Origin of the sequence: Exiguobacterium sp. KJ 601 (assembly GCF_027161185.1) — a bacterium.
GTDB classification, from domain to species: Bacteria; Bacillota; Bacilli; order Exiguobacteriales; family Exiguobacteriaceae; genus Exiguobacterium; species Exiguobacterium profundum.
On the sequence record NZ_JADHZG010000003.1, the window covers coordinates 1 to 14,920 of the forward strand.

Annotated in this window: 14 protein-coding genes, 1 rRNA gene, 1 pseudogene and 1 riboswitch; of the genes and pseudogenes, 15 read left to right on the plus strand and 1 reads right to left on the minus strand. The window is 51.3% G+C overall.

Going from position 1 to position 14,920, the window contains the following annotated elements; genetic code table 11:
• Window positions 1-83: 83 nt before the first annotated feature.
• The 3 genes from rrf to IRJ25_RS12200 all read left to right on the plus strand — a co-directional run bounded on the left by rrf (window position 84) and on the right by IRJ25_RS12200 (window position 1,736).
• Window positions 84-200: ribosomal RNA gene (gene rrf / locus IRJ25_RS12190) — 5S ribosomal RNA — on the plus strand.
• Between the two features lie 87 nt (window positions 201-287).
• On the plus strand, window positions 288-479 hold the full coding sequence (locus IRJ25_RS12195; protein WP_015880702.1) for an NETI motif-containing protein: 192 nt from the start codon (window positions 288-290) through the stop codon (window positions 477-479).
• Between the two features lie 255 nt (window positions 480-734).
• A complete protein-coding gene (locus IRJ25_RS12200; protein WP_269318374.1) occupies window positions 735-1,736 on the plus strand; it encodes an RNA-guided endonuclease TnpB family protein in 1,002 nt (333 codons plus the stop codon).
• Window positions 1,737-1,858: 122 nt separating this feature from the next.
• Here the strand turns inward: IRJ25_RS12200 and IRJ25_RS12205 are convergent.
• Window positions 1,859-2,052, minus strand: a pseudogene (locus IRJ25_RS12205) (NUDIX domain-containing protein); the annotation flags it as partial.
• A 146-nt stretch (window positions 2,053-2,198) separates the two neighbouring features.
• Window positions 2,199-2,300: riboswitch (purine riboswitch) on the plus strand.
• A 68-nt stretch (window positions 2,301-2,368) separates the two neighbouring features.
• Here IRJ25_RS12205 and purE point away from each other — a divergent pair.
• From purE to purD, 12 genes are read left to right on the plus strand one after another with little or no spacing between them, the layout of a single operon-like run.
• Window positions 2,369-2,857, plus strand: a complete 489-nt coding sequence (gene purE / locus IRJ25_RS12210) for a 5-(carboxyamino)imidazole ribonucleotide mutase (RefSeq protein ID WP_264093176.1) — start codon at window positions 2,369-2,371, stop codon at window positions 2,855-2,857.
• On the plus strand, window positions 2,857-3,951 hold the full coding sequence (gene purK / locus IRJ25_RS12215) for a 5-(carboxyamino)imidazole ribonucleotide synthase (protein WP_269318375.1): 1,095 nt from the start codon (window positions 2,857-2,859) through the stop codon (window positions 3,949-3,951). Before purE ends, purK begins: the two co-directional genes overlap by 1 nt.
• On the plus strand, window positions 3,948-5,240 hold the full coding sequence (gene purB / locus IRJ25_RS12220) for an adenylosuccinate lyase (RefSeq protein ID WP_015880706.1): 1,293 nt from the start codon (window positions 3,948-3,950) through the stop codon (window positions 5,238-5,240). Before purK ends, purB begins: the two co-directional genes overlap by 4 nt.
• 49 nt (window positions 5,241-5,289) lie before the next feature.
• Window positions 5,290-5,994, plus strand: coding sequence for a phosphoribosylaminoimidazolesuccinocarboxamide synthase (gene purC, locus IRJ25_RS12225; protein ID WP_159563480.1), 705 nt, complete (start codon window positions 5,290-5,292; stop codon window positions 5,992-5,994).
• Window positions 5,991-6,233, plus strand: a complete 243-nt coding sequence (gene purS / locus IRJ25_RS12230; RefSeq protein WP_159563481.1) for a phosphoribosylformylglycinamidine synthase subunit PurS — start codon at window positions 5,991-5,993, stop codon at window positions 6,231-6,233. Before purC ends, purS begins: the two co-directional genes overlap by 4 nt.
• Window positions 6,230-6,910 carry a phosphoribosylformylglycinamidine synthase subunit PurQ gene (purQ, locus tag IRJ25_RS12235; RefSeq protein WP_015880709.1) on the plus strand — a complete coding sequence of 227 codons (681 nt, stop codon included), beginning with the start codon at window positions 6,230-6,232 and terminating at the stop codon, window positions 6,908-6,910. The genes purS and purQ overlap by 4 nt, the downstream gene beginning before the upstream one ends.
• Entirely contained in the window at window positions 6,894-9,113 is a 2,220-nt protein-coding gene (gene purL, locus IRJ25_RS12240) for a phosphoribosylformylglycinamidine synthase subunit PurL (RefSeq protein ID WP_074037836.1), read from the plus strand. Before purQ ends, purL begins: the two co-directional genes overlap by 17 nt.
• A complete protein-coding gene (gene purF, locus IRJ25_RS12245) occupies window positions 9,089-10,498 on the plus strand; it encodes an amidophosphoribosyltransferase (RefSeq protein ID WP_159563484.1) in 1,410 nt (469 codons plus the stop codon). The genes purL and purF overlap by 25 nt, the downstream gene beginning before the upstream one ends.
• 12 nt (window positions 10,499-10,510) lie before the next feature.
• Window positions 10,511-11,545: a phosphoribosylformylglycinamidine cyclo-ligase gene (purM, locus tag IRJ25_RS12250; protein ID WP_074037834.1), complete on the plus strand. Its 1,035-nt coding sequence runs from the start codon at window positions 10,511-10,513 to the stop codon at window positions 11,543-11,545.
• Window positions 11,542-12,120, plus strand: coding sequence for a phosphoribosylglycinamide formyltransferase (gene purN / locus IRJ25_RS12255; RefSeq protein WP_269318377.1), 579 nt, complete (start codon window positions 11,542-11,544; stop codon window positions 12,118-12,120). Before purM ends, purN begins: the two co-directional genes overlap by 4 nt.
• Window positions 12,117-13,637, plus strand: coding sequence for a bifunctional phosphoribosylaminoimidazolecarboxamide formyltransferase/IMP cyclohydrolase (gene purH / locus IRJ25_RS12260; RefSeq protein ID WP_264093178.1), 1,521 nt, complete (start codon window positions 12,117-12,119; stop codon window positions 13,635-13,637). The genes purN and purH overlap by 4 nt, the downstream gene beginning before the upstream one ends.
• Window positions 13,638-13,651: 14 nt before the next feature.
• On the plus strand, window positions 13,652-14,905 hold the full coding sequence (gene purD / locus IRJ25_RS12265) for a phosphoribosylamine--glycine ligase (RefSeq protein WP_269318378.1): 1,254 nt from the start codon (window positions 13,652-13,654) through the stop codon (window positions 14,903-14,905).
• The last annotated feature ends 15 nt before the right edge of the window (window positions 14,906-14,920 follow it).

Consider the following 14,920-nt stretch of genomic DNA (forward strand, 5'->3'; position numbering starts at 1 on the left):
GATACTAATCGGTCGAGGCTTTGATCTAGTCTAATGGTTTGTGTTGATGAATCCTCAGTTTTCAGGGAACAAGCCCTGTAGAGTCTGGTGGCGATAGCGAGACGGCCACACCCGTTCCCATGCCGAACACGGAAGTTAAGCGTCTCAGCGCCGAAAGTAGTTGGGGGATCTCCCCCTGTGAGGATAGGACGTTGCCAGGCAAACGGTGGTTCTGGAGCATTCGCTCAAGGGCCGCCGTTTTTTCATATCATCGATTCAGCTTAGTGGAAGAGAGGACGTAAGAAGCAATGGCTAAGAAGATCAAAGTATATGTCGAACCAAATGAAACGGTCAGTGAATGTTTAGATCGAATCAATGAAATGGGTTATCGTCCTATACGCCGTATTGAAAAGCCCGTCTTTGAGCAAACGGGAGCCAAAGATGAACCTGTCCATTCCCATCAATCGATTTTATTTGAATGCGTCTCTAAAGAATCCTAATGCCAAGTCGTCACACTATCTGTGTGACGGCTTTTTTATGTCTTTAACTAAATCAGGCGAGAATTCTCCCTCCTCTAAGCGCCTCGGGCCGTAGCCCGCGTAGGTGGGGGATGAATCGCCCAATCCAATAGTCTTCTCCTCCTGTGACAGATGTGACGAACAAAGGTTCGGGATTCCGTCAGATTCTTCCTCTCCCTCCGCGGGTATCGGATGAGGAGGACACATCACGATCTTCGTAGGGGAGGAGGGACGAACATGCTGAAAGGCTATAAATATAGGCTCCACCCGACGCCGGCACAGGAAGAGTTCCTCATCAAGACGATCGGCTGCGCACGGTTCATCTACAATAAGCTGCTCGAGGACCGCATCGCCATCCGCGAGGAGGCGAAGGCGAGGAACGGGAAGCTGAACCTCGACGCCGCGTTCGCGAAGTTCTTCGCCGGTACGGGCGGCTTCCCAGCCTTCAAATCGAGACGGCGGTCGCGCGCCTCCTACACGACGAACAACCAGCACGGTACGATCCGCATCAAGGCGAGCAAGGTTCGGCTGCCGAAGGTCGGGTTCGTGCGGTTCACCCAACATCGTCCGTTCGAGGGCGTCATCCGGTCGGCGACGGTGTCGATGACCAAGACAGGCAAGTTCTTTGTCTCCCTGCTCGTCAAACAGAACGATGAACCATGGATCCCAGCCGAGAACAAGGTCGGGATTGATCTTGGCCTGGAACACTTCGCCGTCATGACGAACGATGCGATGGTCTCGGAGAAGAACGAAAACCCACGTTTCCTTCGTAAGTCCGAAGCGAAGGTCAAAAAGGCACAGCGGGCGCTGTCGCGAAAGAAGATTGGAAGCAAGAATCGTGAAAAAGCCAAATTACTTTTAGCTAAAAAACACGAAAAGATTACCAACCAACGCCAGGACTTCCTTCACAAACTGTCGAGACGGATCGTTGACGAGAACCAAGTCATCGTCGTGGAGACATTGAAGTCGAAGGATATGATGCAAAACCATAAGCTCGCCAAGTCCATCGGGGGCGTCAGTTGGTACGAGTTCGTCCGTCAACTCGAATATAAATCAAACTTCTATGGACGGACACTCATCAAGGCAGACCCTTGGTTCGCATCGACCCAGATCTGTTCCACTTGCGGAGTAAAAGGCGAGAAGAAGACGGTGGATGTCCGTGAATGGACGTGTGCCTGTGGCGCGCATCATGACCGTGACATGAACGCGAGCATCAACCTGTTGATGTTGGCAAACTAAAACGAATTCCTTCAGGGTGGGAACCACCCGACGAGCTTGGTAAACAATCGTGGCTAATAAAAGTACGGTCTTCCCAAGAAGCTCCCACTTCAATTTGCGAAGCAAATAAGTGGCGAGTAGTTCACTTCTCTTGCAGCGACTTCTTCCAATGTTTCTCCGAGTTCCATCGATCCTCCTGGTAATCCCCAGTCAAGTGTATCCGATCGGAATTGCATCAGTACCTCTTTCTTTTGATTGATGACCAAAATGGTCGCTCCCACACTGATGATCGGACACGGTTGCCAATCACTTCTCTAAGACTCGATATGTAACTCATCGAACTCCCCCTTTTCAATAGCATACATTATCGGAGAAGATTGTGCTGATAACACCCAAAAAGCGAACGATAAATATTCAGACAATTAAAATGTTCGCAGTTTATTGACATGTTTTCAAAGAACAAGGTACGATAGGCGTGTGAGATAAGAAAAATAAATAGTGCTCCATATAATCGCAAGGAAATGGCTTGCAAGTTTCTACCTGATCACCGATTCTGATCAGACTATGGGGTGTAGCGGACGTGTATTTGTCATGCCTATACCCTAAACTGATTGTCGGTTTAGGGATTTCTTTTTGTAAGGGGGACATTGGGAATGAACGTAGCAGTTGGAGTAATCATGGGAAGTTCATCTGATTGGGAGACGATGAAACATACGTGTGACGTGTTGGATGAATTACAGATTCCATATGAAAAACAAGTCGTATCAGCTCACCGTACACCAGACCTTATGTTCGAATATGCTGAAGAGGCACGAAGCAGAGGCATCCAAGTGATCGTTGCGGGTGCTGGTGGGGCAGCCCACCTTCCTGGAATGGTCGCTGCGAAAACGACACTTCCTGTCATCGGTGTCCCGGTTCAGTCGAAAGCACTCAATGGAATGGATTCGCTCCTCTCCATTGTTCAGATGCCTGCAGGAGTTCCAGTAGCAACTGTTGCCATCGGAAAAGCGGGAGCAACGAATGCAGGGTTATTGGCTGCTCAAATCCTCAGCATCCACTCCACAGACATTACAAATCGACTTGATGCATTTCGTGAGAAGAAACAAGAGATGGCGATGCGAGGAACGGAGGAGTTGGTCTGATGAGAATCGGAATTTTAGGTGGAGGACAACTTGGCCGGATGATGTCACTCAGTGCGAGTGCAATGGGATACACGACACTTTGTCTCGATCCAAACCCAGATGCACCGACTGCTCAAGTGGCAGATTCAATTGTTGCCTCATTTGATGATGTCGATGCCGCAAAAGAACTCGCTGCTCGTTCAGACGTTGTGACGTATGAATTTGAGAACATCGATACGGAAATGATTGCAGCCATCGAAGAAAAATGCCCACAAGGTATGGACGTGTTGAAGGCGACGCAACATCGCATCTTAGAGAAACAGATGATTGAATCAGCAGGACTACGTGTCGCACCGTATGTTTCGGTACGTACGGTTCGAGATGTACGGCAGGCATATGAGAAGCTCGGCTTACCTTTTGTCATCAAAACGTGTCGCTTCGGTTATGACGGGAAAGGGCAGACGGTCATTCGGTCGGAACATGACCTTCAGACATTCGTTGAACATTTTGTCGAGCAGGAATATGTCGCCGAAGCTTGGTTGCCATTTGAAAAAGAAATTTCAGTCATTGTGACGAGAGGGTATGACGAAACGTCGACATTCCCAATCAGTGAAAACATTCATCACAACAACATCCTACATTTATCGATTGTACCGGCTCGCGTATCAAATGAGATTCAAGAGGATGCAAGACACCTCGCTCTCCAGCTTGCAGACCATATCGGCTTAATGGGAACGCTCGCTGTCGAGCTGTTCGTCATGGCGGATGACCGTCTATATGTGAATGAGCTTGCGCCGCGTCCGCACAACTCCGGGCACTACACGATTGACGCTTGTGAAACCTCACAATTTGAACAACACATTCGAGCCGTGACCGGGATGCGCCTCGGACGGACGAGATTGACATCGCCTGTCGTCATGGTCAACCTTCTCGGCGAGCATATGCCACGACTTCATGTCAAAGCATTGCCATCGAATGTTAAACTACATCTGTATGGAAAAGATGAAGCGAAGACAGGTCGCAAAATGGGACATTTGAACGTCCTTGGTGACACGGTCGAAGAAGCGCTTCATACCATCGAACAACTGGCAATTTGGAAGGAGACCGTTTTATGATTTCACGCTACACCCGCCCAGAGATGGCAAACATTTGGACTGATCAGAACAAATTCGAGGCTTGGTTAAAAGTTGAACTTTATGCCTGTGAGGCTTGGAGTGAACTCGGTATCATCCCGAAAGAAGATGTACAAGTTCTTTGGGACAAGGCATCGTTCGATGTTGATCGCATTCTAGAGATTGAACAAGAGACACGTCATGATGTGATTGCGTTCACTCGTGCCGTTTCCGAGACACTCGGAGAAGAGAAAAAGTGGGTACATTACGGATTGACGTCGACGGATGTCGTCGACACGGCACTCTCGTACTTAATCAAACAGGCGAATGATCTTTTAGAAGCCGATTTAGATCGCTTCATCGGTATTCTCGCAGAAAAAGCGAAAGCACATAAGTATGACATCATGATGGGACGTACCCATGGCGTTCACGCGGAACCGACCACGTTCGGTCTGAAGCTCGCCCTCTGGTATGAAGAGATGAAACGAAACAAAAAACGCTTCATGGCAGCTCGCGAAACGATTGAATTCGGGAAGATGAGCGGAGCGGTTGGGACGTTTGCGAATATCGACCCGTTCATCGAGTCATACGTCTGTGACAAGCTCGGTATCCAAGCTGCACCGATTTCAACACAGACACTCCAACGTGACCGTCATGCCGAGTACATGTCAACACTCGCATTGATTGCCACATCGATTGAAAAGATGGCAACCGAGATTCGTGGACTTCAAAAAACAGAGACACGCGAAGTGGAAGAGTTCTTTGCGAAAGGACAAAAAGGGTCTTCTGCGATGCCGCATAAACGTAACCCAATCGGTTCTGAAAATATGACGGGTCTTGCACGCGTCATTCGCGGTCATATGATGACAGCATACGAGAATGTCCCACTCTGGCATGAACGTGACATCTCGCACTCATCAGCAGAACGAATCATCATTCCGGATGCGACGATTCTCCTCAACTACATGTTGAACCGTTTCGGTAACATCGTGAAGAACTTGACGGTCTTCCCGGACAACATGCGCCGCAATATGGACCGTACGTTCGGGATCATCTTCTCGCAACGGATCTTACTCGGTCTCATCGAGAAGGGCTGGTCACGTGAAGCAGCATACGACGCGGTTCAACCGAAAGCGATGCAGGCATGGGAAGAAGAGACGATGTTCCGTACATTGATTGAAGAGGACAAAGAGATGGGCGCACTCTTTACGAGTGAAGAGCTCGATGAGTTGTTCGACCCGCGTTATCACGTACGCCGTGTCGATACGATTTTTGAACGCTGTGGTTTGTAATCGTTGAGGGGCGACAAGCCCCTCTCACTTTTAAGGGGGAACGGTTCAGATGAAAGCAATTTATGAGGGCAAGGCGAAGGCGTTATTTGAGACAGAAGAAGCGGGTGTGCTTCGTGTGTACTATAAAGACGATGCGACAGCATTCAATGGAGAGAAGAAAGAGTCGATTGATGGGAAGGGGATTTTAAACAATGCCATCACGACCCAGTTGTTCGAATTGATGCATGACAACAAGATTCCGACGCACTTTATCAAACGAATCTCAGACCGGGAACAGTTGGTCCGTCGTGTCGACATCATTCCGTTAGAGGTGGTCGTCCGCAACGTCGCGGCCGGTAGTCTGGCGAAACGTCTCGGTTGGGAAGAAGGAAAACCGCTCCTCGCACCGATTGTCGAGTTTTATTATAAGGACGATGCGCTTGGGGACCCACTCCTCACGGAGGATCATATCCGATTATTGCAAGTTGCTACACACAAAGAAGTCGAAACATTGCGACAACTCGGGCTTTGGGTAAACGATGTCTTGCTCGATTTCTTTGGTCAACACGGCATCGACGTGATCGATTTCAAACTAGAGTTTGGAAAAGTGGATGGGACGATCATCTTGGCGGATGAAATCTCACCGGATACGTGCCGCCTTTGGGACAAAGAAACGAAACAAAAGCTTGATAAAGATGTATTCCGTCGCGATTTAGGTTCTTTGACTGAGACGTATGGACAATTGTTAACACGCATAGGGGGAAACGGACAATGAAAAAAGTAAACGTGTATGTGACATTACGTGAAAGTGTACTCGACCCACAAGGAGTTGCCGTAAAAGGCGGGCTCGAACATCTCGGATTCGCTGGAGTTGAATCGGTGCGCATCGGGAAAGTGATCGAGCTTCAAGTAGCGGACGACACGACAGAAAACATGGTCAAAGAGATGTGTGAGAAGTTACTCGTCAATACGGTCATTGAGAATTATGAAATCGAGATGGGGGTACTCGCATGAAGTTTGCGGTCATCGTCTTTCCAGGATCAAACTGTGACCTCGACATGTACCACGCGGTAAAAGATGTGCTCGGGGAAGAAGCGGAATACGTGTTCCATACAGAGACTTCACTTGAAGGATTCGATGGGGTCCTCTTACCAGGCGGTTTCTCATACGGAGACTACTTGCGCTGCGGGTCAATCGCCCAGTTTTCACCAATCATGGCTGAAGTGAAGCGTTTCGCGGAAGAAGGACGCCCGGTACTCGGGGTATGTAACGGATTCCAAGTGCTCGTCGAAGCGGGACTCCTCCCAGGCGTATTGATGCGAAACCGCGATTTGAAATTCATGTGTAAGACCGTCGACCTCGTCGTCGAAAACAACGAGACGATGTTCACAAGTGAGTACGCGGCACAGGAAACGATTCGCGTGCCAATCGCACACGGTGAGGGCAACTACTACTGTGATGATGCGACACTTGCGGCATTGAAGGCAAATGGCCAGATTGCGTTCACCTATAAAGAGAACCCGAACGGATCGGTCGAAAACATCGCCGGCATCACGAACGAGGCAGGGAACGTACTCGGCATGATGCCACACCCGGAGCGTGCGGTCGAAGCGTTGCTCGGTGGGGAAGACGGTAAACGGTTATTCACGTCAATCGTAAAATGGGGGGCACGACATGTTACTTACAACTGAACCGACAGCTACACAAATCCGTGATGAACGGATCTATGCCACGATGGGATTATCGGACGACGAATACGCGCTCGTCGTCTCACTGCTTGGCCGGGAACCGAATTATACAGAGATCGGTCTCTTCTCGGTCATGTGGTCTGAACACTGTTCGTACAAAAACTCGAAACCGGTGCTCCGGAAGTTTCCGACAACCGGCAAGCACGTCTTACAAGGACCGGGAGAAGGAGCTGGAATCGTCGACATCGGAGACGGCCAAGCCGTCGCCTTTAAAATCGAGAGTCATAACCATCCATCCGCGATCGAGCCTTATCAAGGAGCGGCGACTGGTGTTGGCGGAATCATCCGTGACATCTTCTCGATGGGCGCCCGTCCGATTGCTTTATTGAACTCACTCCGTTTCGGAGATTTGAACGAATCACGTGTGAAACATTTATTCGGTCATGTCGTATCCGGCATCGCTGGATACGGGAACTGTGTCGGCATCCCGACTGTCGGTGGGGAAGTCGCCTTTGACCCGGCTTACTCAGGAAATCCACTCGTCAACGCAATGTGCGTCGGCTTCATCCGTCATGAAGACATTCAAAAAGGAATCGCGGAAGGTGTCGGGAACTCGGTCATGTACGTCGGAGCAACGACTGGACGTGACGGAATCCATGGTGCCACGTTCGCTTCTGAAGAACTCGGGGAAGACGCGGACGAGAAACGTCCAGCCGTCCAAGTCGGAGACCCGTTCATGGAGAAGCTCTTGATCGAAGCGTGTCTCGAAGTCATCAAGCACCCCGCGCTCGTCGGGATTCAAGACATGGGCGCAGCCGGATTGACGTCATCGTCAGCAGAGATGGCATCGAAAGCAGGGATGGGAATCGAGATGAATCTAGACCTCGTCCCACAACGTGAGACAGGCATGACACCTTACGAGATGATGCTATCGGAATCGCAAGAGCGGATGCTTCTCGTCGTCAAAGCTGGACATGAAGACGAAATCGAAGCAATCGTCACGAAGTGGGGACTTCATGCAGTCAAAGTCGGAGAAGTCATTGAAGAAAAAGTACTTCGTCTCGTTCATCAAGGTGAAGTCGCGGCGGAAGTACCGGTCGATGCACTCGCCGAAGACGCTCCTGTCTATCATAAACCGTCTAAAGTCCCGGCATATTACGAAGCATTCCAAGCGATGGAGCCGGTCACACCAGTCGTCGAAGATGTGATGGCGACATGGAAAGACGTCCTTGCGATGCCGAGCATCGCCTCGAAACGTTGGGTGTATGAGCAATATGACCATATGGTACAAACGTCGACAGTCGTCGCACCGGGTAGTGATGCCGCAGTCATTCGCATTCGTGAGACGGAGAAGTCGCTCGCGATGACGACGGACTGCAACGCAAAATATGTCTATCTCGATCCACGTGTCGGTGGAGCCATCGCTGTCGCGGAGGCGGCGCGAAACATCGTCGCAAGTGGTGCAGAACCACTCGCTTTGACGGACTGCCTCAATTTCGGGAGCCCGGATAAACCGGAAGGGTTCTGGCAGCTCGATCAAGCCGTCGAAGGAATGGCAGAAGCGTGTCGTACGCTTGATACGCCGGTCATCGGTGGGAACGTATCGCTGTATAACGAATCGAACGGACAAGCCATCTACCCGACACCGGTCGTTGGAATGGTCGGACTCATCGAAAAACCAGAACATATTACGACATCGTTTGCGAAACAAGCGGGAGACGTCGTCTTCTTACTCGGTGAGACAAAAGCAGAATTTGGCGGAAGTGCCCTTCAAATGTTGCAAGACGGAAAAGTGAGCGGTCATGCACCGACACTCGACCTTGAAGAAGAACGTCAGACACAGAAGGTATTGCTTCACGCGATCCGTGAAGGTCTGGTCACGGCGGCACACGACGTGTCAGAAGGTGGTCTTGCGGCAGCGTTACCGGAACTGGTCTTTGGAACAGGGTTCGGCATGGACGTGACGATCGACACAGACCTTGTGACGGCACTATTTAGTGAATCCCAGTCACGTTTCCTCGTGACAGTAGACAAGGCACATGCCGAGTCATTCGCGCGCATGACGAACGGGACAGCAATCGGGACAGTGACAGAAGCCCCGACCCTTGTCGTTCGCGCAAGCGACCGCTTGATTGAAATGGACGTGAAAGAGTTGGAACGTGTATGGGAAGGAGCTATTCCATGTTATATGACATCCGAGGCATGAACGAGGAGTGCGGCGTCTTCGGTGTGTTCGGTCACATCGAAGCCTCACACCTTGCCTATTACGGACTGCACAGCTTGCAACACCGTGGCCAAGAAGGAACGGGGATCGTCACGGCAGACGGAGAACGTCTCCATGCGAAACGAGGACTCGGTCTCGTTACCGAGGTGTTCGATGAGACGTCACTCGACACACTCACGGGGAATCATGCGATTGGGCATGTCCGCTACTCAACGGCAGGCGGCAATACGTTAGAGAACGTTCAACCGCTCCATTTCAAGTCGTTGACTGGGGATTTGGCGATGGCGCATAACGGAAACCTCGTGAATGCGAACGAATTGAAACATATGCTCGAAGCGGAAGGCGCGATCTTCCAGACGACGTCCGACACGGAAGTCGTGGCTCACCTCATCAAGCGAAGTCGCGGCAATTCGTTGAAAGAACGAATCGCCGACAGCTTGGCTCGTCTCGTAGGGGCATTCGCTTTCCTATTCTTGACGGAAGATGCACTGTACGTCGGTGTCGACGTGCATGGGTTACGTCCATTGTCACTTGGACAAACCGAAGACGGGGCTTACGTGTTCGCTTCGGAAACGTGTGCGTTTGACGTCGTGGGGGCGACGTACGTACGAGATGTTGAACCAGGAGAATTGCTCATGGTCACGAATGAAGGAATCACGTCGGAGCGATTCAGTGAAGCGGCAGTCCGTGCCATGTGTTCAATGGAATACATCTACTTCTCACGACCGGACTCTATCATCGATGGTATCAACGTGCATACGGCACGTAAAGCCATGGGGAAAAAGATGTTTGAAGAAGCACCGGTCGAAGCAGATGTCGTGACAGGTGTGCCGGATTCAAGTATTTCCGCGGCAATCGGTTACGCTGAGGCGAGCGGAATCCCATACGAAATGGGACTCATTAAAAACCGTTACGTCGGACGTACGTTCATTCAACCGTCCCAGGAATTACGGGAGCGCGGCGTGAAGATGAAGTTGTCAGCGTTACGCGGTGTCGTAAACGGGAAACGCGTCATCATGGTCGATGATTCCATCGTCCGAGGAACGACGAGTCGTCGAATCGTTTCGTTACTCCGGGAGGCAGGCGCGACGGAAGTGCATGTGCGCATCACGTCACCACCGATCAAACATCCGTGTTACTACGGAATCGATACATCGACCAAGGAAGAGTTAATTGCGGCAACCAAATCCGTTGAAGAAATCAGAGAAGAGATTGGTGCCGATTCACTAGCGTTCCTCACATTGGATGGAACGGTCGAAGCCATCGATCGTCCATTTGAAGGAGCACTACGCGGGCAGTGTGCTGCATGCTTCACGGGACTTTATCCGACTGAACTTGCAGAACTCGTGACAGAGACAAAGGCTTAAGGGGGAAATGCAATGAGCGTTCGTTATGAACAAGCGGGTGTGAATTTAGAAGCAGGGTACGAGGCCGTATCCCGTATGAAACGTCATGTTGCTCGGACAATGCGTCCGGAAGTGATGACAGGACTCGGTAGTTTCGGAGCGATGATTGATCTCGGTTCGATGAACATGAAACACCCGATTCTCGTGAGCGGGACCGACGGGGTCGGGACGAAACTGAAATTGGCGTTCGCGCTCGACCAGCATGACACGATTGGAATCGACTGCGTCGCCATGTGCGTCAACGATTGTCTCGTGCATGGGGCAGAACCGCTCTATTTCCTCGACTATATTGCGACCGGAAAAGCAGAACCGGCTAAACTTGAGCGAATCGTCGCCGGTGTTGCGGAAGGATGTGTCCAAGCCGGCTGCGCCCTCGTCGGTGGCGAAACCGCTGAAATGCCGGGGATGTATCCGGATGGCGAATATGATATTGCTGGATTTGCGGTCGGTGTCGTGGAGAAAGAAAACTTGCTCGACGGTTCGACGATTCAGGATGGAGACGTTGTGCTCGGACTTGCATCTTCAGGCGTCCACTCGAATGGATTCTCGCTTGTACGTCATATTGTTGAATCACAAGGTCTTCATTATACGGATGAGATTGCGATGCTCGATACGACACTCGGGAACGCCTTGCTGTTGCCGACACGGATTTATGCCGAAGCGGCGAAAGCGGCGATTTCGACAGGGAAGGTTCAAGGGATGGCACACATCACAGGTGGTGGCTTCTATGAGAATGTCCCTCGCATGTTGCCAGAAGGTCTCGGCATCACGTTCGATGCCTCGAGTTGGCCGAGTCTTCCTGTATTCGACTGGCTCGAACAAGTCGGGAACATCTCGAAGCAAGAAATGTTCAACGTCTTCAATATGGGGATCGGTTATATGATCACGGTACGTCCTGAAGACGTGGAACTCGTCGAAGCGGCGCTTGAACGTGTCGGGGAGACTGCGCACCGAATCGGGAAAGTCGAGAGTCGTCCAGGCATCCGGATTTCAGGAGTGGACCAATGAAACGATTTGCCATCTTTGCGTCAGGATCGGGAAGTAACGCCGAAGCGATCTGGCAAGAAATCGCCGAAGGGAGACTCTCGGCCGAATGCGTGTTGCTCGTGACGGACAAACCAGAAGCCACTGTTCTCGATCGAGCGGAGCGTTACGGGATCCCGAGTTTTTCGTTTACACCGAAGGCGTACGCGTCAAAAGAAGAGTTCGAGGAAGAGATCCTCGTCCTGCTCCGTACGCTTCGTGTAGACTATATCGTGTTGGCGGGGTATATGCGCTTGATCGGAAATGTGTTACTATCCGCATATCCGAACCGTATTCTAAACATTCATCCATCGCTTTTACCCGCTTTTCCAGGTAAAGACGCGATCGGACAGGCGCTTGACGCCAACGTACCGACGAGTGGTGTAACCGTTCATTATGTGGATGCGGGGATGGACACGGGTCCGATCATCGCACAGGCGTCCGTCGAGATTGAAGGGTGTGACCGCACCGAGGCGACACGTCGTATTCAGACGATCGAGCACCAACTGTATCCGCGCGTATTACAACAAGTGTTGAATCAACAGGAGGTTTTCAAGTGAGAGCATTATTAAGTGTTTCTGATAAAACGGGAATTGTCGAACTCGCAATCGTCTTGCATGAGGCGGGCATCGAGCTCATCTCAACAGGTGGGACCGAGGCGGCGCTTCAACAGGCAGGATTACCAGTCAAAAACATTTCAGAAGTGACATCGTTCCCTGAAATGTTAGACGGCCGTGTCAAAACGTTGCACCCACTCGTTCACGGAGGATTGCTCGGACGTCGCGACCTTGATACGCATGTCGCACAAATGAAAGATCATCACATCGAACCAATCGATTATGTGGTCGTCAATCTGTATCCGTTCAAAGAGACGATTGCAAAAGAAAATACGACATACGAAGAAGCGATTGAAAACATTGATATCGGTGGACCGAGCATGTTGCGTTCAGCTGCGAAAAACCATGCGAGTGTCACCGTCGTCGTGGACCCGAGTGATTACACACTCGTCGCCGATGAAGTACGTGGAGGCGGTACATCGTTTGAAACACGTCAACGTCTCGCGACGAAAGCGTTCCGACATACGGCTGCCTATGATGCGTTAATTGCCGACTACTTAGGTCGTCAAATCGGTGAAACGTTCCCAGAACAGTTGACGGTCACGTATGAAAAGGTTCAAGACCTTCGTTATGGAGAGAACCCACACCAACAAGCGGCGTTTTATAAGACACCGTTATATGACGGGATGACACTTGCGAATGCGACACAGCTTCACGGGAAAGAGCTCTCGTATAACAATATTCAAGATACGAATGCAGCACTTGAAGCACTCAGTGAATTGACTGAGCCGGCGGCAGTCGTTGTCAAGCACATGAACCCATGCGGCGTCGCAGTCGGACGGACGATTTCTCAAGCGTTCGAACGAGCCCATGCTGCCGACCCGGTCTCCATCTTTGGTGGAATCGTCGCCTTAAACCGTGAAGTCGATCTCGAAACGGCGGATGCCCTTCGCAACATCTTTTTAGAGATCATCATTGCTCCATCCTTTAGTGAGGCAGCACTTGACCGATTGAAAGAGAAAAAGAATCTTCGTTTGTTGACGTTAGATATGGGACAGATGACAGGCATGCGCCTCACGGCTGTCGCGGGAGGATTGCTCGTACAAGACGGGGATGACATGACACTCGATGATGCCTCATGCCAAATCGTGACGGATCGTCGTCCGACAGCATCAGAATGGGAAGACTTGAAACTTGCATGGCGTGTCGTCAAGCATGTCAAATCGAACGCTATCGTCGTCGCAAAAGACGAAACGACGATTGGAATCGGTGCCGGACAGATGAACCGCGTCGGTGCAGCAAAAATCGCTTTCGAACAAGCTGGAGAACGCGCGACAGGCGCGGCTCTCGGAAGTGATGCCTTCTTCCCGATGGCAGATACGGTCGAAGCGGCAGCGGCAGCGGGAATCACGGCCATCATCCAACCGGGTGGGTCGATTCGCGATGCCGAATCGATTGAAGCGGCAAATCGCCATGGTATCACGATGGTATTCACATCAGTCAGACATTTCAAACACTGAGAGGGGTTTGCGTCATGAACGTATTGGTCATCGGTCGAGGAGGACGCGAGCATGCGCTCGCGTGGAAGTTGAAACAAGACGGGCATCACGTCTTCGTTGCACCGGGCAACGACTTTATGGAAGGGATGACGTGTGTGTCGATCCATGAAACAGACGTGGAGGCGCTCGCCCATTTCGCAGAAGAGAACGAGATCGAATGGACGATTGTCGGACCGGAGTCGTCACTCATGGCAGGAGTCGTGGATACGTTCCGTGCCAAAGGACTGAACATCTTTGGACCGACGAAAGCGGCTGCCTTACTCGAAGGAAGCAAGGCGTTCGCAAAGGAAGTCATGATGGAAGCCGGGATTCCGACAGCGGCATACGAGGCGTTCACAGAAGCGGAATCGGCGCTTGCCTATATCGAGAAGTTAGGGGCACCACTCGTCGTCAAGGCGGACGGATTGGCGGCCGGTAAAGGCGTCACGGTTGCATTCACGGTCGAAGAGGCGGAAGCTGCCGTACGTGATATTTTCACGACGGATAAATTTGGGCAACAGTCACAAGTCGTCATCGAAGAGTTCCTCGATGGGGAAGAGTTTTCGCTCATGGCGTTCGTCTCGGGAGAGCGTGTCATTCCGATGATCACCTCGCAAGATCATAAACGTGCCTATGACGGTGACAGGGGACCGAACACGGGTGGTATGGGCGCTTATAGCCCGATGCCACATCTTTCAAAGGACGTGTATGAGGAATCGGTGAAGACCGTATTAGAACCACTCGCGCAGACGATGGTCAAGCGAGGCACTCCATTTGAAGGATTCTTGTACGCCGGTCTCATCTTGACGGCAAATGGACCAAAAGTCATCGAATTCAACGCACGTTTCGGTGACCCGGAAACAGAAGTCATCTTGCCGAACTTGAAATCGCCGCTCCTGGACGTGATTGAAGCGGTCGTTCGACAAGAATCGTATTCGGTTGAATGGATTGACGGATACACGATAGGTGTCGTCATTGCGGCCGAAGGGTATCCGGACCGACCGATCACGGGCCAGGTGTTATCAGGATTTGAGTCACTTCCGAAAGATGTGCTTGTCTTCCATGCCGGCACGACAAAGAAGGGTGATCAAGTCGTAGGGAGCGGAGGTCGTCTACTCGTTGTGACGGCGACGAAGCCGACACTGCTTGAGGCGAAAACGGCTGTGTATGCGGCAATTTCACAACTCGATTTACCTGAAACGTTCCACCGAACGGACATCGGATCACGGGCGTTCACGCAGATTATTTGAAGGATGGGTCAACCC